Raw genomic sequence first — 22153 nt, 5'->3', positions numbered from 1 at the left:
GGCTATTGGACGATCAACCATGTCCTAAGCTGACTGGCCAGCGCTATATTACCCAGAAGACTTTGGCAGCTTGACCACCGTTAACCAGAAATCCTCTAGGCTATGAATGATTTCTAGAAATTGATCTAGCCCAACCGGCTTAGGGATGTAGCAATTGGCTCCTAAGCGATAGCTTTGGAGAATATCCTCGTCTAGTTTTGAGGCAGTGAGGACGACCACTGGAATCCGCTTTAAGTCTTGATCTTGTTTGATCTTGGCTAAAACCTCCTCTCCGTTGCAACCTGGCAAGCTGAGATCCAATAAAATTAAGTCAGGTCGTTCGGCGTCGGTATAGTCTCCCCGTTGATAGACGTAGTCGAGGGCTAAGTTGCCATCCTCAACCACCTGCAGATCAATGGCAAGTCGGCTAGTATCAAGCGCTTCCTGGGTTAAGTAAACGTCTCCAGGATCGTCCTCAATCAGGAGGACTTTAATGGGCTTTCCCAAAAACATAAGGGGAGAAAATAAGAGTGCACAATGCTCACTTAAAAAAGTAGTACACCATGGCGGCAGTTGAGCGACCATTTTTGTTCCCCAGCTCCCTAGTTCCCTGGCCTCCCTGCCACTAAATAATGGCAATCAAACCCGGCGTCGCAGTTTATTAGGGAGTCTCGGCAGCCATCAGTTCATCAAGTTTAGCTTTTACAGCCTGGATATCTTGCCACATTAGCCATTTAGGCGCCCCCTTTTCTCGAGAGGGATTTCGCAGCAGATACGCGGGATGGAAAATGGGCATACATAGGCGTCCTTGCCACTCCATCCATTGCCCTCTGATTTTAGTGATGCCGCGCTTTTCGCCGGTTAGGCCCTTCACGGCAGTAGCTCCTGTGAGCAGGATGATTTTGGGATCAATCAATCGAATTTGTTCCAGGAGATATCCCTTACAGGCCGCCATTTCTTCCGCCGAAGGAACACGATTGCCAGGGGGGCGGCATTTAACAATGTTGCAAATATAGACATCGTTGCTGCTATCCAGGCGCACTGAGGCCAGAATTTTCTCCAGCAGTTGTCCTGACTTGCCGACGAAGGGGAGACCCTGCTCATCTTCCTGTTGTCCAGGACCTTCTCCGATGATCACAATCGGGGCAGAGGGATTGCCACGACCCACTACGGCATGGGTGCGTCCCGGCGCTAGACTACACCGTTGACACTGATGGCAATGCCCTGCCAGCTGTTCGATAGTATCGTAGGTCCCGGGCAATATGGGGATGGTATCTGTGGTAGGGATACTATCGAAATCTACGGCTGGGGATGCGGCCTCATCGCCGCTATTAAAGAGGCTGATTTGCTCCTCGGCCATGGTAGAACTGCTGCTAGGACAAGGGTTAAAGCGTGAGCTTCTATTGTAAGGGGAAATGTCGATGCAACTGGTTTGCCCTCGTATACTCCTCCTCTGACACGAAACGAGTCCGAGATCGGTTAAGGGCCCCTAGGGCAGTCTCTCAGCCTAGGCTTGGACCCAGTTTACCAGGACTCGTGTGGCCGGTAGAGCAATTGGTAATAGATCTGGAGAGTCTGCTGGGCGATTGCATCCCAGCTATAGCGTTGATTGGCTAGGGTTTGAGCCTGTTGTCCTCGCCGTTGGCGCTCTAGGGGGTCACCTAGGGCCTGGGTGAGGACCTGAGCCAGAGACTCGGCGGTGCCATCACAGAGCCAACCGGCTTCTGCCTGTTGGATATCTGGCCAGATATAGACTCCCCGGGTGATCACCACGGGGTTACCGGCCATCATGGCTTCGGCCACGGCAATGCCAAAGTTTTCATAGTAGGAGGGCAATACAAACACATCGGCTGCTTGCAGCAAGGCAGCCTTTTCGTCTCCGGAGACAAAGCCGGTGATAGTTGTCCGCTGGGCCAGGGGAGAGTGCTGAATCCACTGTCGAATTGAGTGCTCGTAGCCAGGATCCTGGGGATTAGCTCCGCAGAGAATGAAATGAAATGGGATGCTGTGTCGCAGCAGTTGCTCTAGAGCGGGGAGCAACAGGTCTAGGCCCTTTTTGGGATCGAGACGGGACATGTAGAGGAGGCGGGGCCGATCTGGGGGAATGGCGTTGCGATCGCACATCTCCTGCACCGCCTCTGGAGACAAGGTGGTCGGCGGCGTCACGCCCAGGGGAATCACCACCTCCTGGGCATGGGTGCCAAACCGTTCCGAGACGTCGGCCTCTGGCTGGCTGGTGAAATGGACTGCGGCGGCCCCGGCCAGATTAGGCCGCTCCAATAGGTAGCCATAGAGCCGCTTCAGCTGTTGCTTCTTGCGTAGATCAGCCGGATCCAGGGTGCCGAGGGGCCGCAGTAGATAGGGCAGTCCCCGCCAGCGAGCCACCGTGGCTGCCGCCGTGCTCACGGGGGAAAACAGGGCATGGACATGGGCAATGTCGTAATCTTGGCTGTGGCGGGCCAACCACTGCAATAGCCCCAGGGAAAACTTATAACGGCGCCAGGGAGAGCAGTGAAAATACCAGATTGTATAGCCGTCCTCAGGCACCGGCTGGTTCAGCGGCACTGCCAACGGAGGCTGGCCAACGTCTCCATTGGCGTCAGTGGTGAGCACCGTCACCGCCGCCCCCGCCGCCCCTAACGCCGCCGAAAAGCCTCGCACCATCTGGCTGGGTCCCCCATACACCAGGGAAATGGAAGGGACGATTTGCAAGACCCGCAGGGGGGATGCTGCAGAGGGCTGGTCTCGATTCGGGCGGTTCACGGCGTGCTCCTGACGGCTAACGAAGTGGGGGGCTCTCAAGGCCTATGGCCTATGACTGCAGCAGTTCCTGGTAAAAGTCCAACTGCTGCTGGGCCAAGGCCCGATTGGTGTAATGACTCAGGGCGCGATCGTAGCCTTGTTGGGCCAGGTCTGCGGCTAGCTGGGGCTGCTCCATCAGCTGGCGCAGGCAGGCGGCCAGGGCCGCAGCCTGGCCCTCGGCAAACACCATCCCCGCCGATTGAATCACATGGGGAATTTCCCCGGAGTCGGAGCCAATGATCGGCACTCGGCAAGCCATGGCCTCGAATCAAGACATGACCGAACTGCTCCTTCCACCCCACCGAGGTCATAGTTTTGAAGCCATGGGTGGTTTCGGAGGGCAATACCAGAGTATCCATGAGATTGATATAGTTGGGCACCTCATCGTGGGGGACGCTCTCCACCCAGATCATGCGATCGCAGATGCCAGCCGCCTCGGCCTGATCCATTAGGGGCTGCTTCAGCTCCCCCCGGCCCAGCAACAGCCATTTCCAGGGGCGAGGATGCGATCGCAGAGATGCCAGGGCCTCTCCCAGGGTAAACAAGCCCTTCTCCGCCACAAACCGGCCCACGAATCCGACCACGAACTCCTGCGGCCGAATCCCCAGCTTCTGGGCCAGCTGCGGCTGGGGTTGGGGGCGAAATAGCCCCTCATCGATGCCCAATTGGGGCATCACCCGGATAGGGCCACCATAGCCCCGTTGTCGCAAGATATCAGCCCCGTCTTGGTTGCCGGCAATGGCCCCGTGAGTAAAGTGCAGATTGTACGCCTCTAGCCAGGACACCGGGAATTTCAGGTCATAGGGCAAATTCCACCAGGTAAAGAACACATTTTTAGCCCCTAGGCCCAAGAGACCATTGAGGGTAATCATCTGGGTGTAGGCTAGTCCTTTGGCCCCCTGTTCCACGTGAATGATCTGGGGCCGCACCCGCCGGAGCCAGCCGATCAGCTCGGCGCCGAACGTGAGTGCCCCCTGATTGTTCTGGCTGAAATTGGCCACCGGCACCCGCCGAAACGCTCCGTCCTCTAGGGCGGGGGGCTCGATAATGCGATTCTGCACCCCGCCGGGGCGCCAACGCCGGGGCACGACCACCGTCACCTCGACATCCGGGCTTAACTGGGCCAATGCCCTCAGCTTCTCACAGTTGAGGTCAACGATATAGGTATGGCTGGCCACGAGAATTCGCATGATCTGAGCCGATGCAACAGAGCCCTTGGTAGGACAGTACCCCATTCGGGCAGTCTAAGGATGAGCTTGCCCACGCCGATGGTCTTCCCCAGCCTAATCGAGGGACTGCCCTCAGAGTATGGGGGCTAGACTAAGGAACTATCAAGTTGCCATAAAGGGAGCGGTCCTAGGTCAGAATCGATTCTGGTCCCCGGGCAGACTAGTGCCTAAGGCTAGCCAGGCTCAACTGCTCCTGGATCAGCGTCATAGATAGAGCGACTTAGGGTATGATGCCAACGCCAACCCCAATGACTGCTGCTGACCCGATGGATACCGCTGCTATCGCACCACCAAGCTGTACCCTCTCGATCATGGTGGCCCGCACCGATATCCCCTTCATAATGCAGACCTTGCCCCATCTGGTGCGCATGTGCCGGTTTCCCTTTCAGCGCCGGATACTCGTGATGGACACCGCCCCCCTGTCGGGGGATAAGGTGGGTCGCCCCGGCATCGGCACCCTAGAGCAATTGCGAGACCATTGCCAGCAGTTGATCCACGACGGGGTGATGGATGAGGTGATCGAGATGGACTACAGCCCCGCCTATCGCCGCCGCCTCTATCAGAAGCACTTCGGCAGTCGCTATCTGCAGCCCACCCACAACTACAAGGGCTACCCGATTTTGGGCACCATCTTTTCCCTAGAGAAGGTCCCGGGAGACTATGTTCTCCACTTCGACAGCGACATGCTGCTCTACCAGCACCCTGACCACAGTTGGATCAGGGAGGCGATTCAGTTGCTGCAACGGCGCCCAGAGGTGATGTTCGTGCGGCCCCTCTCCGGTCCGCCCCACCCGGACGGGGCTTTACACCAACGGGTGCCTTTCGAGCCAGATCCGGCAGGGTTTTACCGCTTCAAGTTCTTTGGCAGCCGGGTATATCTGCTGCAGCGGCGCAAGTTTGAATCCCTATTGCCCCTGCCCATCCTCTGGTGTCGCTATCGGCGCGCTTGGTTGCGCCACGGCCCCGCCTCTCTGCTTACCTGGCTCCACAATCTCACCGGCCGCGGTGCCCTCGATTCCTGGGAAGTCATGGTCTCTCGCCAGTTAGAGCAAACTGCCTATGTCCGCGCCACCCTGGCCTCTCCCCTAGCCTGGACGGTTCATCCCGTCGCCCGAGGGCCTGCCTTCATTGCAGCCCTGCCCGATATTATCCGCCGGGTGGAAGCAGGCCAGTACCCGCCGGAGCAGGCTGGCTATTACGATCTCAAACCAGAACTATGGTACTAGAGGTACACCCCCCGCGAGAACAGCTCCGCCGGGGCAAGAATGAGGTGGTGCAGCGTTATTTTCGCTGGCGCATTCAGGGAAATCCAGATCCCTATCGAGTGCTGGGCCGAGGGCGCCCCTATAAAATCTTGCTGGTACTGGGGCACATGCGTTCGGGCTCCTCGCTGCTGACCCATATTCTCAATGCCAACCCAGCCATTTTAGGCTACGGGGAAACCCACCTCAAGTATCGAACCGAGGCCGATTTCAAGCGTCTACTGCAACGAGTCTATTGGCGGGGCCAAGAATTCCGCACCCTGCAGGATTTAGGCAATCTGTGCATGCCCCATGACTATGTCATGGATAAGCTCCTGCACACCAACAAAATTCTCGACGGCCAGATCCTCTGTTCATCCCAGGTGTATGCCCTATTTCTGCTGCGGGAGCCGCAGCGCAGCTTGGCCAGCATTCTAGCCTTGAAGGCCCATTTGTCCCCAGAGCAGGTTTTAGCCTACTACCAAGAACGGCTGGCCACATTGGTAGAGTACGGTCGCCTGATCAACGATACGCACCGCATGCTATTGCTCACCCACGCTGATTTGATTCACCGTACCGATGCAGTCTTTGTGGCCCTGCAACGGGTGCTGCAGACCCCGACAGGGTTTTCGGAACGGTATGAGGTGCTGAAAACGACTGGCCAACGGGGAGTGGGCGACTCGGAGGGCAATATCACTGCCGGTCGGATCGTCCGTATCCAGCGGCCTCTCCAGCAAACACTTCCCTCAGCCATCATCCACCAGGGCCAGATAGCCTTTCAGCAGTGCTGCCAGCAGCTGTCTTCCCTATGTACGGGGGTAGATGGGGTCTAAGCAGGCACTGTATCCAGTCCAGCTTGAGAGCTGGAGTCACCCCCTGGATACCACTCTAGATCTGGACGTGGAGATGATTGCATGATTTATTTCTGATTGGCCCGAGCATTCTGCACGGCAGCATAGAAGCAGATGACCACTAAGGGAACACAGAAACCCAGGATCAATCGGGTTGGCCCGACGCCCCAATCGGGTTGCCCCGACGACAATTCAAATACAGACCCGACCGATGCGATCGCAGCCAAACACGAACCTGCAATTAGCACACCACTTTTTAGGGTCACAGCCAACTCCTTATTACCGCAACGCTATAAATTGCCGATGCATGGGCCTTACATCAGCAAGACTTACCGTGCTCAGGTAATGACCTGCACGTCTTTTGCCGAAAATCCGTGCTTTTGCAGCTCTTGATTCAGGGCTAGAGCATTGTCGACCCGATCAACAAACATGATACCGCCTAGGTGATCCATTTCGTGCTGAATACAACGAGCCAGTAAATCACTGACTTGCCGCTTTTGGGGACGACCATATTCGTCTTTGTAGGCCACTTCGATGGCTGCTGGGCGCACCACATCGAGAAAGACTCCAGGGATGCTCAGGCACCCTTCCTGGCCAACGGTTAGCTCCTTACTGTGGCGAATAATCTTGGGATTGATTAAGACTAATGGGGGACGAGCCGCATTGTCAGGTTCGACATCGATGACGAGTAGCTGCTTGTGGACGGCGACCTGAGGGGCGGCCAGGCCAATACCATCGGCACTGTACATGGTTTGCAGCATGTCACGCACCAGTTGCCGAGTGTTGTCGTCCACCTTGGACACACGCTTAGCAGACTGTCGCAGGACTCGGTCGCCGAGCACGTGAATATCTAGGGGGGGGCGCTTGAGCTTTGTCTTCTCAACCTGAATGGTGGCCGTCATAGACTGAAATTTAAACTGTCAACAGGAAATGCTTTACCAAGTCCTATCCTAGCAACTCATACCCAATCCGACCTACTGTCTATGGGAGATGATGCTCAGGAGGGTAAAGGTAGGGGGCGACAGGCCGATAGGACATCATGTAAGGCCACCACTCGACCAATGACGGCGATGGCTGGAGCCTGAAAGTTAGTGGCCTCCATGGTTTCTAAGATGGTGCTGAGGGTGCCGGTTAGCTCACGCTGCTCTGGCCGGGTGCCCCAACGGACTAGGGCCACTGGAGTATTTGGGGCAAGGCCAGCGGTCTGCAGGGCATTCACGATATTGCCTAGGTTATGGATCCCCATGTAAATGACAATGGTCTCTGCCCCTTGGGCGATGGCCTGCCAATTGATATCGGGACGATATTTACCCGCCGCTTCATGGCCAGTCACAAATACCACCGATGAGCTATAGCCACGATGGGTTAGGGGAATTCCAGCGTAGGCAGGCACGGCTACTCCTGCCGTGATACCGGGGACGACCTCGACAGCAACGCCTGCGGCCACTAGATCGGCCATTTCTTCACCGCCGCGGCCAAATACGAAGGGGTCCCCTCCCTTAAGGCGAACCACCACTGCGTGCTGGCGAGCTTTCTCAATCAAAAGCTTGGTGATCTCTGGTTGGCGCATGGAGTGGCGACCTCGACGCTTACCGGCCCCGATCCGTTCTGCCTGGGGATTCACCATGGCCAAAATGGGGGGGCTAACCAGGGCATCGTAGATGACGACGTCGGCGCACTCTAGCAGGGTTTTGCCCTTCAGGGTAAAGAGCCCTGGGTCCCCTGGACCGGCTCCCACTAAATAGACTTTGCCTAGGATAGGTTCAGACATTACTGGCATCATGACGGGAAAGGCGGGAAACGCAGATTCATCTATCATGCCCTACGGCTTAGCCGATAGAAGGGCACCAGGGGAGTAGCGTGGTGATCATCGACAAGATTGACGACGACGTCGGCTAGTTCACCGGTTGCCCCTAGGGGCGGCAACAGCCGAAAGGTGATTTTAGGAAACCGCTCGGCCAGCTCTTCCGTGAGTTGGGTGATGGCGTCAGTGGTTCCCCCAGCAAAGAGAAAGTAAGGAACAATGGCCAGCCGCTGACAGCCGGACTGGATTAGGGCGATGACTTGAGTTTCTAAATCGGGAGGAACCGACCAATAGGCAGCGGTGGCACCCAACGTCTTCGCGATGGCTTCGACGGTGCGATTGCCCCCAGGACGGCGACTACCATGGGCCAGGAGCAGGGTGCGATCGCACGACAGAGTGGCAGCGCGTCGCCCCAGAAGCGTGCTGAGTTGACCATGGCTGCCCAAGTGAGGACATAACTCAAGTTGGATCTGATTCTCTAACAACTGCTCTGCCTGAGCTATCTCCGCTGGAATATCCTCCATCACGTGCACCCCGCGCAACAGAAATAGCGGCACCAACTTGATGCGACGAATGCCCGTTCGCCGTACCCGCTGACTAAATTCGGCAATTTGCTGATGTAGCGGCAAGAGGCCGCACTCCAGAGCAGCCGTGCCCACCAATAGGGGATAGGCATCTACTCCTGAAAGATGGGGCCCTGAAAGATGGGGCTGGTTCCCCCCAGCCAACGATGCCAGAGCACTACTGTCTAGGGCAATAGAGCGGTTAGAGCGACGATAGCCATGCCGCAATTGCAGGCGCTCTCGCACTAACTGGGCTAACCGAAACATGGCGGTCTGGTGGCGTAAATCCCGACTACCGTGAGAAATTAATAGATAGGCCGTAGGTAAGGTAGATGGCACGAAAAATCCTCCCGTTACATCACAGCAGACGAGCTACAGTAGCGGCCCTGTGAGCAAGCCCTTTGCTAACTGCACAAAATTAGCGTTAAGTCCTCCATTATAAGGAGACCTATTAAAGCCGCTGTAGCGAAGACAGCACCTGCCCGGGGAAATCATCCCCTGTTATCCTTTAAAGCCCCCTGTATCATTGGCGTTCGCCAAACTATCTGTCTGTTGTGGGTTGGGCGCAGACGACTCACCATCACTGCTGCTCGGCCCGATAGGTATAAAATCGATTGAAGATGCCCAGTGTCTCCACTTCATAGGTGGGCAGCACATCTACGCCAGGCACGGCTAAACGGGTCCGATAGAGACTAAATAAGCCGAAATTGAGTGTGACCGTGCTCTGACGAATGACATCTTGAACGGACTGCTGATTCTCATCGATTAGAGATTCACAGGACTCAGATAAAAATTGCTCAATGGTTCCAGGTAAGTCGTGGCAGAGCTCTTCCTTGGCGTAGGTGCTGAGGCGCTTAACCGCATAGGTTTCGTAGGTGGATTGATCAGGGTTTGTCACAAACAACAGGGCAGCCGCAGCCAGCAGAACGCCGCCGCTGAGCCAAGTACCAACCTTGAAATTACCCATGAGTCCCTCCTGGGGAGCAATAGCCGCCTTTGCGAGGGCGCCTGCCGCAATCGGTGACTACGGTAGCACCGTCACTCTAACAATTGCTGGGGAGCCATGGCTGAGTTTGTAACCAAGATGCTATAGTGAGAAACGCAATATCGCGGCGAGCGTGGCCAAGTGGTTAAGGCAGTGGATTGTGGTTCCACCATTCGCGGGTTCGAGTCCCGTCGTTCGCCCTAGCTAGCTTTATAGCCCAGCCCCACAGGCGTAACCCAAATCGATAATGAGGATTCTTTAGATAGTATGGTGCCTCATTCAGCGGTGTCTTCTTGGGAATATAGATACTTCTGAAATCCGATAAACACCTCACTGATAGTTGATATGTTCCCTAATTCCCTGACGGCATCCTTCAGTCCGCAATACTTCAACTCTAGGAGTTGCGGCAGCTTACTTGGAAGAGTTTTCAGGTGAACTGGAAGGCGACGAAGGTTTTGCCGGTGCCAGTGGCCATAGTGAGCAAGATTCTGTCGCGCCCCTCGCAGATAGCTTCGAGCACATGGGAAATGGCGTTGTGCTGGTAGTAGCGGGCTTCCCAGGTGCCGCTTTTGTCTTCAAAGGGCACATCGGCGAAGCGATCGCGCCACCGATTCTCTTCGCTGTAGGTGGTCTCCCACAGGTCGGCGGGGGTGAGGTACTGGCGGATGGTGCCTTTGGCCCCGGTGCGCCTATCGATCTGGTAAATGCCATCACCGTTATTAGAATAGGCGAAGCGGGTTTCTAGCTTTGGGGCGTATTTTTTGGCCTGGCCGACGCCTTCGCGTGCCTTTTGGCTTCGATGACGGCGAGTTTGTGGCCGCGATAGACGAGCACGTAGTCGGCAAATTCGGGCTTGGCCCGGCGGCCTCCCCCGCCGAGGCGACCAGGGGCGATGACTTCGCGGCGAACTCGACTCCCCTCGACGACGTCCCAGCCAGCAGCGCGGCGGGCGGGGTCGATGAGTTCAGTGTGGGTTTCGGCTTCGTTCACGGTTGCCTCGATTTGCGTTAAAGCACCTTTAGGCTTGATTTCAGGGCGTTTCAGCGTTTGGTAGAGGCAAACTGAGATTTGCGTTAAAGCACTTTTTGGCGCTCAGTCAGCAAAATTACTCTTCCCATTCTCGGAGAATTTCTTCCGGCAACGGTTCGAAAAAGGTGTCGCCTACTTCTCCTTTCAAGAGACCGGAAACCCGCTCAGGCATCTCAACATCAATGTCTTTCCACATATCTGCGAGAGGGATAGTTTGCTCGCTTAAGGCTTCATGCAATCCCTGTCGAATACCTTCAATCGCTTCCTCCGTCGGCGTTTCATGCGGCTCAGGCTGATTCACTTCTGCCATATTTCAGGATTGTTGAAGTTTATTAGGGCTCGCTGGCGGCAAGATGCTCTGCCAGAGACGTTTGAATCACATCTTGAGCGGTGGTGCCTAAGCGGTTGGCTTCTTCGTTAATGCGCTCTAGCAGCCAGACAGGAAGATCGATACTGATGCTTTGCCGATCGCTCCCCAATCGCTTCGCCTGGGAGAGGTCAAGGTAGGGGGTGAGGTCTTCTCCATCCTCAAATTGTTGGTCGAAGTCTTTAGCCTTCATAGAATGCCACCTCTTCTTTGCGCGATCGCCGAACGGAAATAATGCGCGTATTCTGCCCTCGGTAGGTGATCACTGCTGTCCAATGCTTATCCCCTATCTTACCGATGATCAAAAATCGGGTTTCGTCTTCGGTTTTAGCAGGAATCACAAAGGTGTTGGGGGCATCCCACAGTTTTTGGGCTTCCACAAAGTCGATGCCATGCTTCGCCAAGTTTGACTGGCTTTTGTTTTCATCGTACTCAAACGTAGGCATGGTTAGCGTTTGGATGCATCCATCTCAAGCGCCGCGATCGCTTGCTCTCTGCCCACACTGGGAAAGTAGTCTAAAAACTCATCGAGGGAATCGCCCACTTCGAGGTAATCGAGTAGCGTTTTCATCGGTACCCGCGTGCCCACAAAGACGCGGGTACCGCCCAAGATCTCTGGGTCCCTATGGATAACAGGTGCTTCAGCGGTCATGGCAGCTAGTCTTTTACGCTTATGGGTCGATTTTAGGCGATCGCACTTCAGCCAACTGATGAAGAAAAAACATTGTGCACATAGTGTGTTCCAAATGTTGGGCGGAGTGAATTGGGCAATTGTCTACGCAGTGTGTAGACAATCGAGACGTCACGCCACCACGATCGCACCCACCCCCTCCACAGCCCGATCGCACCCATCAGCCATCAACTCACCAGAAAAAGCTGTCTGCAGAAGTGTACCTAAGTCTCCTGGTTTTGTTCGTACTGGGAGATCGCATCCTCAATCACATCATTCCCCCCATCGGAGCAATCGGACATCGATGAGAATAATGAGGTGTACTCGCTGGGGTTTGGTAACGGCCAAGACATTATCGAGAGTTAGTTGTCCGCTTTCGTCAATCGTTGCTGTGGTCTCGATGGCTTTTATTGATTTCTTAGGGGCGAGGTGTTCAGCTATAGAAGGGTGAGTCAGATCTTGAGAAGTAGTACCTATATACTATGGGACACATCAGGAAAAACCCCCGGCCTTAGCCGGGGGCGGAAGGGAGTATGACGTTGTCTTGGAGGTCTCAGGAAGGTATTGATGGGGCTGGCCAGATAGTCTAGGGCGTTGCCCAATACTCAACGTCCTAGACTAGGGGGATTCTGGCCTATGACGGCTAGTGATGGCCGGGGTTGGCTCCTTGTGTAGGGGGGAGGTGCTTATGTTCACCTGTATAAAGCTTCAGACTGGTGCCGACGATTTACTGAAACCTCCCTGTGATCTTTGCTGGAGAAGTGAGTGATCTCGATCACCGAGCCGGTGGTAGGGCTGGCTGAGTTGGTTCAAACGCCCTCGCCAGCCGAGGCAGGACATCGGCAGCAACTACATTCTGTAGTGAATCTCCGTAGCGTCTCTAGGAGCGGTTGTGGCGGCGAGGAGCTATTGCAATTTGATCAGTTCTACAGAACAATGACTAGGATTTTATGAGCTGCGCTGGTGCTGTTGGCCTATGCCTCGTCGCGACGACATCGAGAAGATTTTATTGATTGGTTCTGGTCCCATCATCATTGGCCAGGCCTGCGAGTTCGATTATTCTGGCACTCAGGCCTGCAAAGCCCTGCGGGAAGAGGGGTATGAGGTGGTGCTGGTGAACTCGAACCCGGCCACCATTATGACCGATCCAGAGACCGCCGACCGCACTTACGTTGAGCCCCTGACGCCTGAGTTGGTGGAAAAGGTCATCATTCAGGAGCGGCCTGATGCCCTGCTGCCCACCATGGGTGGACAGACGGCTCTCAACATCGCGGTAGTGCTGGCTAAGAATGGAGTCTTGGAGCGCTATGGGATCACCCTAATTGGGGCCAACTTAGCGGCCATTGAGATGGCCGAGGACCGCAAGTTGTTCAAGGCGGCCATGGCTCGGATTGGTCTGGCGGTATGTCCGTCGGGATTGGCAGAGACCATGGTGGAAGCTCGACAGATCGCCGAGCAGATCGGTGCCTTTCCTCTGATTATCCGACCTGCGTTCACCCTGGGGGGGACCGGAGGTGGTATTGCCTACAACCAGGAAGAGTTCGAAGAGATGGCCCGGGTGGGGCTCGATGCTAGTCCGGTCTCTCAGATCTTGATTGAGAAGTCTTTGTTGGGGTGGAAGGAGTATGAGCTGGAGGTGATGCGTGACCTGGCCGATAACGTGGTGATCATTTGCTCCATTGAGAACCTGGATCCCATGGGGATTCACACGGGAGATTCGATTACGGTGGCGCCAGCCCAAACCTTGACCGATAAAGAGTATCAGCGACTGCGGGATGCCTCTATCAAGATCATTCGGGAAATTGGGGTGGAAACGGGAGGCTCTAACATCCAATTTGCGGTGAACCCAATGAATGGTGAGGTAGTGGTGATCGAGATGAACCCGCGGGTGTCTCGCAGTTCGGCCCTAGCCTCGAAGGCGACGGGGTTTCCCATCGCTAAGTTTGCGGCCAAGTTGGCGGTAGGGTACACCCTGGACGAGATTCCCAATGACATTACCAAGAAGACTCCGGCAAGCTTTGAGCCCACCATCGACTATGTAGTCACTAAGATACCTCGCTTTGCCTTCGAGAAATTTCCGGGGGCAGAACCGGTGCTCACGACTCAGATGAAGTCGGTGGGCGAGGCTATGGCCATTGGCCGTACTTTTCAGGAGTCTTTCCAGAAGGCGCTGCGGTCGCTGGAGACCGGGCGAGCGGGTTGGGGATGCGATCGCACCGAGAAGTTACCCACCATCTCCCAAGTCCAAGCCAGCCTGCGCACGCCTCATCCCGAGCGCATCTTTACCGTGCGGCAAGCGCTGCAGCTGGGCCTCACCCTAGAGGAGATCTACGAACTCACTGGCATTGATCCCTGGTTCCTACAGAAACTGGCAGAACTTCTCGACACGGAAAAATTTCTCAAGCGCACGCCCTTGAACCAGCTAACCACTGCCCAATTCTACGGCATCAAACGCCAGGGGTTTAGCGATCGGCAAATCGCCTATGCTACCAAGGCCGGTGAAGACGAGGTGCGAGCCTATCGCCAGGGGTTGGGGGTGTTGCCGGTGTACAAGACCGTCGATACCTGCGCCGCCGAGTTTGAGGCCCTCACCCCCTACTACTACTCCACCTACGAGGCAGAGTCGGAAGTGTTGCCCTCCCAACGGCGGAAGGTGATGATTCTCGGGGGCGGTCCCAACCGCATCGGTCAGGGCATCGAGTTTGACTACTGCTGTTGCCATGCCTCCTATGCCCTGCGGGCCGACGGGTTTGAGACGATCATGGTCAACTCCAACCCCGAAACTGTCTCCACCGACTACGACACCAGCGATCGCCTCTATTTTGAGCCCCTGACCAAAGAAGATGTGCTCAATATCATCGAGGCGGAACAACCGGAGGGCATCATTATTCAATTTGGCGGGCAAACACCGCTGAAGTTGGCGGTGCCCTTACAGCACTACCTAGCCTCCCTAGAGCAGGCAACGCCCTCAGGTCCCATCCCTAAGATTTGGGGCACGTCTCCTGATTCCATCGACACCGCCGAGGATCGGGAACGCTTCGAGCAAATCCTGCGGCAACTGGGCATTGAACAGCCTCCCAATGGCATTGCTCGCAGCTACGAAGCCGCCCTGCAGGTGGCCCAAACCATTAAGTACCCGGTGGTGGTGCGACCCAGCTATGTGCTGGGGGGACGGGCCATGGAGATTGTTTACTCTGACGCCGAGCTAGAGCGGTATATGACCTATGCCGTGCAGGTGGAACCAGAACACCCCATCTTGATCGATAAATTCCTCGAGAATGCCGTGGAAGTGGATGTGGATGCGATCGCAGACCACACCGGCCAGGTGGTCCTTGGTGGCATCATGGAGCACATCGAACAAGCTGGGATTCACTCCGGAGACTCGGCCTGCTCTATCCCCACCACCTCCTTGAGTAAAGCGGCCCTGCAAACGATCCGCGAAGCTACGGTGAAGCTGGCCCAACAACTACACGTGGTGGGCCTGATGAACATTCAATATGCTGTCCAGGCAGATCATGTCTTTATTCTAGAGGCCAACCCCCGCGCCTCCCGCACCGTGCCCTTTGTCTCTAAAGCCACTGGCATCCCCTTGGCCAAGGTAGCGGTGCGGGTGATGGCAGGGCAGACCCTAGCAGCCTTGGGGGTGACCGAAGAAGTCATTCCCCAGCACATTGCCGTTAAAGAAGCCGTGCTGCCCTTCGATAAGTTCCCCGGCACCGACACCATCCTAGGCCCCGAAATGCGCTCTACTGGCGAAGTCATGGGGATCGACATCGACTTTGGCCGGGCCTTTGCCAAGGCCGAGTTAGCCGCTAATCAACGCTTACCCCAGCAGGGCACTGTGTTCATCTCCATGAATGATCGGGACAAGACTGCCGTTGTCCCGGTGGCCAAAGATTTGGCCACTATGGGCTTTACCCTGGTGGCGACCGCGGGGACTCGGGGCATTTTGAAGGAAAATGGCCTCACCGCGGATCGGATTCTTAAAATTCATGAGGGCCGGCCCAACGTAGTGGATTGGATCAAAAATGGTCAGATCCAGCTGATCATCAACACTCCAGTGGGTGGAGAAGCCCAAGAAGATGACCGGATTATCCGCCGCACGGCCCTAGCCTATAAAATCCCCACCATTACCACCATTGCCGGAGCAACTGCCACGGCGGCGGCGATTCGCTCTCTACAGCAACAGGACCTGAGCGTTAAAGCCCTGCAAGATTACCTGGCCCATATTGCTGACCAGCCACCGTTACCGAGGGGCTAGTAGCTCATGGCAGACGTGACCTCCCTTCCAGCTCCCTGGCGCCGCCCAGCCAACAGGCCAGTCGCTAAACTTACGCTGCACCCTGGATAGCCTGAATAATCACGGCTGTCAGGATAATCAGCCGTTGCTGGCACTGTCAGGAATCACCCACACTTTCATGTGATTTGCTCATTAAGCCGATGCAGATGCCGCATAAAACACTTGTTGTCCTAGAGACCCCATGGGGATAATAAGAGTAATTGACTCCAAGAGTTGATGATTACACAGCGTTTCCTTCCCTTCTGGGCGAGGTACAACTCGTTTCCTGAGGTCAGGGGCTTTATGGCTACTCTTGTACCTCACTAGATTCAGAAACGCTGTAGTCGTGGCTGTGGGGTATGTCTTAAAGATTTCTGCCTACAGAGTCGGCTTAATCAAGTCTTAGAGCACAATAACTCTTCTAGGGAATATCTAAAATTTGTATCAAAGGGGTACTAGTTTCAGGCTCATCTTTGAGACCCTAGAAATAGCATTGTCTTCATTGAACTTCTTCATTGAACTACTTTTAATAGAGCCATGCCTAAAGAGCGATTTTCTCCAACCCGTGCTGCCACCTCAAAGAGCGTTAATGCTGACGAGAGCTTTGATTTTGATACCTGGGCTCAAGCTGTGCGCCAGCAAATGATGGAAGCGCTGAAGCGCCGCAACAACAATAGTTAACATTATCTAAAACACAACCTTTGCGGCATGCTCTCTCTGTTCATCTGTGCCTTGGACGGAGAGAGTTTTGTTATGAAAGCCTGATTCAATAAAGTATGGTAAGCCTCTTTAGGCGAGGCAAAATAGCGGCCTATCAGGAGAACAGCATCAGCTGTTATTGTCTGTGCGGATGCTCATTGACTGACAAAACCTGCTAGAACCCAGACTATCCAAAGGGTCAGGGAACCTGCCCCCTACAGCATCCGAAATCTGGTAAGGGCGCGGTTTCCGCGCCCAATGCAGAATCTTTTGTCAGTCAACCAGGTGCGGATGAGGCGCTATCAGATAGCGCTTTAATAGAAGTGATAACCACAGGCAGGATCGAGGGATTGCTTACCTCAAGGGTCTGATGTTTCCCTGTGGAAAAGGATGGCTGCGATGTCCCGTGCGCTTTTGTTAGATGCCAATCGCCGCTTAGAGAAAGCCCTCAAGCATGTGCCCATCTCTGACGATACCAGCGAACGTTTGCAGTTCCCCAAGGCGAGTCTTAAGGTGTCAATTCCAATACGGCTGGACGATGGAGCCCTGCGGGTGTTTGAGGGCTATCGGGTGCGTTATGACGATACTCGCGGCCCTACTAAAGGAGGCATTCGCTTTCATCCGGGGGTGACTATGGACGAGGTGCAATCCCTGGCTTTTTGGATGACCTTTAAGTGTGCGGTCCTCAACTTACCGCTAGGAGGGGCCAAGGGGGGGATCACCCTGAATCCTAAGGAGCTGTCAAAATTTGAGCTGGAGCGGTTGAGTCGGGGGTATATCGATGCGATCGCAGATTTCATTGGCCCCGATGTCGATATTCCCGCTCCCGACGTCTACACCAATCCCATGATTATGGGTTGGATGATGGATCAATACAGCATCATTCGCCGCCGCCGTTCTCCCGCCGTCATTACGGGGAAACCCCTAAGCCTGGGGGGAAGTCAGGGCCGAGACACCGCTACAGGGATGGGGGCCTTCTATGTGTTGCAGGCGATGATGGCCAAGTTGAGCCGTTCCCCTGAAGAGACTACCGTGGCCGTGCAAGGGTTCGGCAATGCCGGCAGTGTCATCGCCCGGCTGCTGTTTGATGCGGGTTACCGCGTCGTGGCTGTGAGTGATTCCCAGGGGGGTATCTATTGTGCCCGAGGGTTAGATATTCCCAGCGTGCAACAGTTTAAGGCCTCTACCCGCAGCATCAAAGCCGTGTACTGCCAGGGCAGCGTCTGTAGCTTGATCAATGACTACGACACCCTCACTAACGCCGAGTTGCTAGCCCTAGATGTAGATATCTTGGTGCCAGCGGCCCTGGAAAATCAAATTACCGAGGCCAATGCCGATGCCGTCCAGGCTCGTTACATCTTCGAGGTGGCCAATGGTCCCATTACCTCTGCCGCCGATCGCATCCTGGCAGCTAAGCATAGCCTGGTATTTCCCGATATTTTGGTCAACGCTGGTGGTGTCACCGTGAGTTATTTCGAGTGGGTACAAAACCGCAGTGGTCTCTACTGGTCGCTGCCAGAGGTGAACCAACGGCTACAACACATGATCGTGACTGAGGCCGAACAGGTTTGGGGCATTGCCCAGGAGCTGGCCATGCCTCTGCGGACGGCGGCCTATGTCCATGCCCTGAAGCGACTGGAATCTGCCTTCAATGCCAAAGGGACCCGGGCCTACTATGTCAGTTAGCGTCAGTTAGCGTCAGTTAGCGCTCATGAGCCCGGGCCTCGGCCAGCGCCAGGATCTGGAGTCGTTACAATCGAGTCGTAGTTGTCTTCCATTGCCTGTGGCTGAGTCTCCCTTTCATGCCGAGCGTTTGCTATTTACGCCGGCGGCTCCGGACGCAGATGCCGTCTCGGTCGTCTTCGCCTTTCCCAACACCTATAGCATCGGCATCACCAGTTTGGGCTATCAGGTGGTGTGGGCCACGTTAGCTCAACGGTCTGATGTGGCTGTCAGCCGCTTATTCACAGATCAGAGCGAGCCTCTACCCAATCCCATCGACCTAGTGGGCTTTTCCCTCTCTTGGGAGTTGGATTATGGCCATGTCCTCACCCTCTTAGAGTCTCTGGGGATATCGCGGCGGGCTTGCGATCGCAGCTCAGACCATCCCCTGGTCTTTGGTGGAGGACCGGTGCTGACCGCTAATCCAGAGCCCTTCGCCGACTTTTTTGACTTGATCCTCTTGGGCGACGGAGAAGATCTGCTAGGCAATTTCATCGAGGGCTACCAACAGGTCCAGGATCGGCCCCGGTCGGCTCAGCTGCGTCACCTGGCCCAGATTCCTGGCATCTATGTGCCGGCCCTCTACGACGTTACCTACGCGGCTGACGATGGCCCCATAGCCAGCATTCATCCCATTGATGCCGATATTCCCGCCACGGTGCAAAAGCAAACCTACCGCGGTAACCGCCTCTCCACCTCTACCGTGGTGACTGAGCAGGCCGCCTGGGAAAACATCTACATGGTAGAAGTGGTGCGCAGCTGTCCAGAGCTGTGTCGGTTTTGCTTGGCCAGTTACCTGACCCTACCCTTCCGCACTGCTAGCCTGAATGAGTCTCTGATTCCCGCCATTGACCAGGGCCTGCAGGTCACCGATCGCTTAGGGTTGCTGGGGGCTTCCGTGACTCAACATCCTGAATTCGAAGCCCTACTGGATCATTTGAATCGCCCCCAGTACGATGCCATCCGCCTCAGCATCGCCTCAGTGCGCACCAATACGGTGGATGAGAAGCTGGCCCATACCCTCACCCGCCATGGCACCCGCTCGATTACCATCGCGGTGGAAAGTGGGTCCCCGCGGGTGCGTCAGATTGTCAACAAGAAACTCAGCAACGATGACATTGTGACCGCGGCAATGCGGGCCCAGGCTGGCGGCTTGAAGGCCATGAAGCTCTATGGCATGGCCGGTATTCCTGGCGAAGAGATGGCAGACCTAGAGCAGACCGTCGCCTTGATGATGACCCTAAAGCAAGCGGCGCCCAACCTACGCCTGACCTTAGGCTGCAGTACCTTTGTCCCCAAAGCCCACACCCCTTTCCAGTGGTACGGCGTTAACCCAGCCGCCAATAAGCGGTTGAAATATCTGCAGAAGCAGTTGCGATCGCGCGGTATTGATTTCCGTCCTGAAAGTTATAACTGGTCAGTGATCCAGGCATTGATTGCCCGAGGCGACCGGCGATTATCTCATCTGTTAGAGCAAACTCGGCAATACGGCGACTCCCTGGGAAGTTATCGGCGGGCGTTCAAAACGCTGCGCGGTCACTTACCTCCCCTAGACTTTTATGGGCACGATCATTGGCCGCTGGACGCTACATTACCCTGGCAGCATTTGCAGGGGCCTCTGCCCGCGGCTACCCTGAAGAAACATCTCGAGACTAGCGAAATAGCCGCTGACTCTCCTCCTGCGGCAGGGGCAACAGCCTTGGTGTAGCATTGGCCCGATGCCATATCAGCCCCTTGCTCAACCACTATGCAGATCACCAGCGAATTTTCCTGTGCCTACTGCGGCGAAGCCAATGTCCTCTTCGTGGATATGACTGCCGGCGAGTATCAGCAATACATTGAAGATTGCCAGGTGTGCTGCCAGCCCAATACGCTTTACATCTCTGTTGATGAGGAGGCAATGGCAGCTAGTGTCACCGCTGAGCCCACTGATGGCTGATGCCTCTGCCATGATAGTCGCTGTTCACACCAGTTGTTTACGGGTGCCGGTAACGCCATTGATGGCACTGATTCTCTAGATTAAAGCACTGAAAAAACTGTAGACGTTTGCCGTATCACTGCTAAGCATGATTGAGAGAGCTAACGGACCGAGCTTGAGCGGCATCGGCAATCTTCTTGCGCAGGATCATCGGCAGGGTAATGGGCCATGCTAAGGTAGCCACCCCGATCAATAGCCAGGAGAACTGATCCGTATTGGGCGTAGAGTCATCCTTCATTAAGGCACGCACCGTGGCTAGAAAAACGATGCTAGCAGGAACACAGTAAAAGACCATGGGTTTCTCACCTGGTTAACTAATCAGACGTAATCAGACGTAATCAGACGTAATCAGACGTAATCAGACGTAAGCGACACGAGCATTACCGGGACGGGAAGACGGTTTAGGGTGGATCGCAAGGGCGCGATCCCCTCGCATGCTCTCCTTTCGCCCGAGATCAGCCTCTTAATGATGATCGACAGCAGGAGTCAGCGACCTGAGAAAAATCACGTATATTTCAACACATGGTATGCAGGTGCAACTACTGAGGATCTATCGATAATCTTTCACCGTCGGCTTACTATCCTTTCAAGAATAGCGATTCTGCTGGACATTTCTGGCAAGGAATTGCAAATCTAAGCCGCAGGATATTTAATCCTTGGTAAATTCCATGACAGGCGTTCCCCTGGAGATTCTCCGAGATTTAGGGAACCAGGGTCGTTGCGGCTAAACCATGGCCCGGTAGTCCCTTGGCTCGCTGTCGCAACCGGTGAGCAACTTCGGCAGGGGACAACCCAACCACATCCAGTGGGGTAATGGTTTGCTGACGGCGGTCTAAATCGTATTGATAGGCGCGGTCGTAGTAGGTCAGTAGGATGGCAAAGGCTTCCTTTAGGGCTCCCTGGCGAATCAGCTTGATGGCGTCCTGGGTTCGTTGGCCTCCTAAACGCTTGCGGATACGCTCGGTAGCCGCGATCAGCGCCTGGGGATCGGCATCACCATAGAGCCTGACCAGGGAATTTAAGCGTTCGGGCAATGATCGCCTGACTTCTAAGAGGGGAGCAGCTTGCATCTGGCGGAATAGCTGGTCGGGGACACGGCAGGTGCCGATACGCCGGCTTTCGGCTTCGATCCAGACAGGGTGATGGGGCGACAAGGTTGCCCATTGCCAGGCAATCAAATTTTCAAAGTGTTCTGTGGAGGGTTGCGGCGGCATACCTAGTCCTCCATAGCTGCTGCCACGGTGATGGGCCAATCCTTCTAAATCCACGACCTGCGCCCCCTGAGCTGCCAGCGCTAGGAGGGTATCGGTCTTGGCCGTGCCGGTCATGCCGCCTAGTACCAAGAGTTGTCGGGGCTGTGCCAATACTCGTCTGACCCAGCGCCGGAAGGCCTTATAGCCACCTTCCAGGGTGATCACCTGGAAGCCTGCCATTTCCAAGACCCAGGCCATGCCGCCACTGCGCATGCCACCGCGCCAGCAATGGAGTCGCAACTGTTGGTCAGGGGCGAGGATCCGGGCTCGGGCAATGAAGTCGGCAAATTTGGGACCTGCGATCGCAAATCCCAGTTCTACAGCGGCGCTACGGCCCTGCTGCTTGTAACAAATCCCCACCTGAGCCCGCTCCTCATCACTGAACAGAGAAAACTCAATGGCCCCGGGGATGTGACCATGGCCATACTCCCCAGGGCTACGTACATCCAGAATTGGACCAGGAGCGGCAAGAAAAGCGTCGATAGCGAGAGCTTTGGACATTATCAGCGGTTCAGGCAGGTGGATGGGGAGACTTGCCCTGAGCGAAGTCGTAGGCGAAGCCTGCCTGGAGGGCATAGGGTGGGAAGATGGGGGGGTGAGTTTTGAATTTTGAATTTTGAATTTTGAATTGCAGCACTATCTAGAGAACTCAACACTCAACACTCAACACTCAACACTAAGCACTTAAAACTCCCCCACTCT

General features: G+C 55.4%; 22 protein-coding genes, 1 tRNA gene and 2 pseudogenes. 9 read left to right on the top strand and 16 right to left on the bottom strand.

All coding sequences use genetic code 11. The features are described from left to right. Positions 1 to 48: 48 nt before the first annotated feature. The 4 genes and pseudogenes from XM38_RS18210 to hpsO form a co-directional block, all read right to left on the bottom strand. The gene (locus tag XM38_RS18210; RefSeq protein WP_315862226.1) at positions 49 to 486 is read right to left on the bottom strand and encodes a response regulator; all 438 of its coding nucleotides are present in this window, start codon (positions 484 to 486) and stop codon (positions 49 to 51) included. 154 nt (positions 487 to 640) lie between these two features. Further along, positions 641 to 1339, bottom strand: coding sequence for a uracil-DNA glycosylase (locus XM38_RS18205; protein ID WP_088430612.1), 699 nt, complete (start codon positions 1337 to 1339; stop codon positions 641 to 643). Between the two features lie 164 nt (positions 1340 to 1503). Continuing rightward, entirely contained in the window at positions 1504 to 2700 is a 1197-nt protein-coding gene (hpsP, locus tag XM38_RS18200; RefSeq protein ID WP_088431765.1) for a hormogonium polysaccharide biosynthesis glycosyltransferase HpsP, read from the bottom strand. A 91-nt stretch (positions 2701 to 2791) separates the two neighbouring features. Next, positions 2792 to 3971, bottom strand: a pseudogene (gene hpsO / locus XM38_RS28455) (hormogonium polysaccharide biosynthesis glycosyltransferase HpsO). Between the two features lie 320 nt (positions 3972 to 4291). On the opposite strand from hpsO, the gene XM38_RS18190 reads away from it, so the two are divergent. Together XM38_RS18190 and XM38_RS18185 are read left to right on the top strand one after the other, a co-directional pair. Further along, a complete protein-coding gene (locus XM38_RS18190) occupies positions 4292 to 5236 on the top strand; it encodes a glycosyltransferase family protein (RefSeq protein ID WP_080807011.1) in 945 nt (314 codons plus the stop codon). Next, a complete protein-coding gene (locus tag XM38_RS18185) occupies positions 5227 to 6084 on the top strand; it encodes a sulfotransferase family protein (RefSeq protein WP_080806932.1) in 858 nt (285 codons plus the stop codon). The genes XM38_RS18190 and XM38_RS18185 overlap by 10 nt, the downstream gene beginning before the upstream one ends. Before the next feature lie 86 nt (positions 6085 to 6170). Here XM38_RS18185 and XM38_RS18180 read toward each other — a convergent pair whose 3' ends face one another. The 5 genes from XM38_RS18180 to XM38_RS18160 form a co-directional block, all read right to left on the bottom strand. Further along, the gene (locus XM38_RS18180; protein WP_187329459.1) at positions 6171 to 6374 is read right to left on the bottom strand and encodes a hypothetical protein; all 204 of its coding nucleotides are present in this window, start codon (positions 6372 to 6374) and stop codon (positions 6171 to 6173) included. A 66-nt stretch (positions 6375 to 6440) separates the two neighbouring features. Then, positions 6441 to 7004, bottom strand: a complete 564-nt coding sequence (def, locus tag XM38_RS18175; RefSeq protein WP_080806929.1) for a peptide deformylase — start codon at positions 7002 to 7004, stop codon at positions 6441 to 6443. Between the two features lie 95 nt (positions 7005 to 7099). After that, complete coding sequence (cobA, locus tag XM38_RS18170; protein ID WP_088431763.1) at positions 7100 to 7873, bottom strand: uroporphyrinogen-III C-methyltransferase; 774 nt, start codon at positions 7871 to 7873, stop codon at positions 7100 to 7102. Positions 7874 to 7917: 44 nt separating this feature from the next. Then, positions 7918 to 8808, bottom strand: coding sequence for a sirohydrochlorin chelatase (locus XM38_RS18165; RefSeq protein WP_137455166.1), 891 nt, complete (start codon positions 8806 to 8808; stop codon positions 7918 to 7920). A gap of 241 nt (positions 8809 to 9049) precedes the next feature. Further along, a complete protein-coding gene (locus XM38_RS18160) occupies positions 9050 to 9436 on the bottom strand; it encodes a DUF4359 domain-containing protein (RefSeq protein ID WP_080806927.1) in 387 nt (128 codons plus the stop codon). A gap of 145 nt (positions 9437 to 9581) precedes the next feature. Here XM38_RS18160 and XM38_RS18155 point away from each other — a divergent pair. After that, positions 9582 to 9654: transfer RNA gene (locus tag XM38_RS18155), tRNA-His, on the top strand. A 236-nt stretch (positions 9655 to 9890) separates the two neighbouring features. Here XM38_RS18155 and XM38_RS29100 read toward each other — a convergent pair. The 5 genes and pseudogenes from XM38_RS29100 to XM38_RS18130 all read right to left on the bottom strand — a co-directional run. Continuing rightward, positions 9891 to 10444 (bottom strand): annotated as a pseudogene (locus tag XM38_RS29100) (DEAD/DEAH box helicase family protein); the annotation flags it as partial. Between the two features lie 115 nt (positions 10445 to 10559). Next, the gene (locus XM38_RS18145; RefSeq protein WP_088430610.1) at positions 10560 to 10793 is read right to left on the bottom strand and encodes a hypothetical protein; all 234 of its coding nucleotides are present in this window, start codon (positions 10791 to 10793) and stop codon (positions 10560 to 10562) included. Positions 10794 to 10815: 22 nt separating this feature from the next. Then, the gene (gene brnA, locus XM38_RS18140) at positions 10816 to 11043 is read right to left on the bottom strand and encodes a type II toxin-antitoxin system BrnA family antitoxin (protein WP_080806923.1); all 228 of its coding nucleotides are present in this window, start codon (positions 11041 to 11043) and stop codon (positions 10816 to 10818) included. Continuing rightward, entirely contained in the window at positions 11033 to 11296 is a 264-nt protein-coding gene (locus tag XM38_RS18135) for a BrnT family toxin (RefSeq protein WP_088430608.1), read from the bottom strand. Before XM38_RS18135 ends, brnA begins: the two co-directional genes overlap by 11 nt. A 2-nt stretch (positions 11297 to 11298) precedes the next feature. Further along, positions 11299 to 11502: a DUF433 domain-containing protein gene (locus XM38_RS18130; protein WP_080806919.1), complete on the bottom strand. Its 204-nt coding sequence runs from the start codon at positions 11500 to 11502 to the stop codon at positions 11299 to 11301. Between the two features lie 119 nt (positions 11503 to 11621). Here XM38_RS18130 and XM38_RS18125 point away from each other — a divergent pair, with 119 nt between their 5' ends. From XM38_RS18125 to XM38_RS18105, 6 genes are all read left to right on the top strand, one after another. After that, on the top strand, positions 11622 to 11828 hold the full coding sequence (locus tag XM38_RS18125) for a hypothetical protein (RefSeq protein ID WP_137455165.1): 207 nt from the start codon (positions 11622 to 11624) through the stop codon (positions 11826 to 11828). A gap of 668 nt (positions 11829 to 12496) precedes the next feature. Next, entirely contained in the window at positions 12497 to 15781 is a 3285-nt protein-coding gene (gene carB / locus XM38_RS18120) for a carbamoyl-phosphate synthase large subunit (protein WP_088430606.1), read from the top strand. Between the two features lie 555 nt (positions 15782 to 16336). Then, on the top strand, positions 16337 to 16480 hold the full coding sequence (locus XM38_RS26095; RefSeq protein ID WP_187329458.1) for a hypothetical protein: 144 nt from the start codon (positions 16337 to 16339) through the stop codon (positions 16478 to 16480). Positions 16481 to 16897: 417 nt separating this feature from the next. Continuing rightward, entirely contained in the window at positions 16898 to 18184 is a 1287-nt protein-coding gene (locus XM38_RS18115) for a Glu/Leu/Phe/Val family dehydrogenase (protein WP_080807005.1), read from the top strand. Positions 18185 to 18281: 97 nt separating this feature from the next. Beyond that, positions 18282 to 19928 (top strand): B12-binding domain-containing radical SAM protein, encoded by a 1647-nt coding sequence (locus tag XM38_RS18110; protein WP_225889351.1) that lies wholly within the window; start codon positions 18282 to 18284, stop codon positions 19926 to 19928. A 39-nt stretch (positions 19929 to 19967) separates the two neighbouring features. Beyond that, positions 19968 to 20159 carry a CPXCG motif-containing cysteine-rich protein gene (locus XM38_RS18105; RefSeq protein WP_080806911.1) on the top strand — a complete coding sequence of 64 codons (192 nt, stop codon included), beginning with the start codon at positions 19968 to 19970 and terminating at the stop codon, positions 20157 to 20159. Positions 20160 to 20280: 121 nt separating this feature from the next. On the opposite strand, the gene XM38_RS18100 is transcribed toward XM38_RS18105, so the two are convergent. Both XM38_RS18100 and mnmH read right to left on the bottom strand, forming a co-directional pair. Continuing rightward, complete coding sequence (locus XM38_RS18100; protein ID WP_080806909.1) at positions 20281 to 20493, bottom strand: hypothetical protein; 213 nt, start codon at positions 20491 to 20493, stop codon at positions 20281 to 20283. Between the two features lie 406 nt (positions 20494 to 20899). Continuing rightward, positions 20900 to 21952 (bottom strand): tRNA 2-selenouridine(34) synthase MnmH, encoded by a 1053-nt coding sequence (mnmH, locus tag XM38_RS18095; protein WP_080806906.1) that lies wholly within the window; start codon positions 21950 to 21952, stop codon positions 20900 to 20902. Positions 21953 to 22153 lie beyond the last annotated feature (201 nt).

It is taken from the genome of Halomicronema hongdechloris C2206, assembly GCF_002075285.3.
Lineage (GTDB): Bacteria > Cyanobacteriota > Cyanobacteriia > Phormidesmidales > Phormidesmidaceae > Halomicronema_B > Halomicronema_B hongdechloris.
The sequence above is the reverse complement of the archived record's forward strand: the minus strand, read 5'-3'. Positions and strand labels throughout refer to the sequence as shown.

Coding starts and splice junctions, on each gene's coding strand:
- XM38_RS18205 (WP_088430612.1), bottom strand. CDS start 1,339: ATGGCCGAGGAGCAAATCAGCCTCTTTAATAGCGGCGATGAGGCCGCA.
- cobA (WP_088431763.1), bottom strand. CDS start 7,873: ATGTCTGAACCTATCCTAGGCAAAGTCTATTTAGTGGGAGCCGGTCCA.
- XM38_RS18160 (WP_080806927.1), bottom strand. CDS start 9,436: ATGGGTAATTTCAAGGTTGGTACTTGGCTCAGCGGCGGCGTTCTGCTG.
- XM38_RS18135 (WP_088430608.1), bottom strand. CDS start 11,296: ATGCCTACGTTTGAGTACGATGAAAACAAAAGCCAGTCAAACTTGGCG.
- brnA (WP_080806923.1), bottom strand. CDS start 11,043: ATGAAGGCTAAAGACTTCGACCAACAATTTGAGGATGGAGAAGACCTC.
- XM38_RS18145 (WP_088430610.1), bottom strand. CDS start 10,793: ATGGCAGAAGTGAATCAGCCTGAGCCGCATGAAACGCCGACGGAGGAA.
- XM38_RS26095 (WP_187329458.1), top strand. CDS start 16,337: ATGCCTAAAGAGCGATTTTCTCCAACCCGTGCTGCCACCTCAAAGAGC.
- XM38_RS18105 (WP_080806911.1), top strand. CDS start 19,968: ATGCAGATCACCAGCGAATTTTCCTGTGCCTACTGCGGCGAAGCCAAT.
- XM38_RS18100 (WP_080806909.1), bottom strand. CDS start 20,493: ATGGTCTTTTACTGTGTTCCTGCTAGCATCGTTTTTCTAGCCACGGTG.
- XM38_RS18115 (WP_080807005.1), top strand. CDS start 16,898: ATGTCCCGTGCGCTTTTGTTAGATGCCAATCGCCGCTTAGAGAAAGCC.
- XM38_RS18185 (WP_080806932.1), top strand. CDS start 5,227: ATGGTACTAGAGGTACACCCCCCGCGAGAACAGCTCCGCCGGGGCAAG.
- def (WP_080806929.1), bottom strand. CDS start 7,004: ATGACGGCCACCATTCAGGTTGAGAAGACAAAGCTCAAGCGCCCCCCC.
- mnmH (WP_080806906.1), bottom strand. CDS start 21,952: ATGTCCAAAGCTCTCGCTATCGACGCTTTTCTTGCCGCTCCTGGTCCA.
- XM38_RS18130 (WP_080806919.1), bottom strand. CDS start 11,502: ATGACCGCTGAAGCACCTGTTATCCATAGGGACCCAGAGATCTTGGGC.
- carB (WP_088430606.1), top strand. CDS start 12,497: ATGCCTCGTCGCGACGACATCGAGAAGATTTTATTGATTGGTTCTGGT.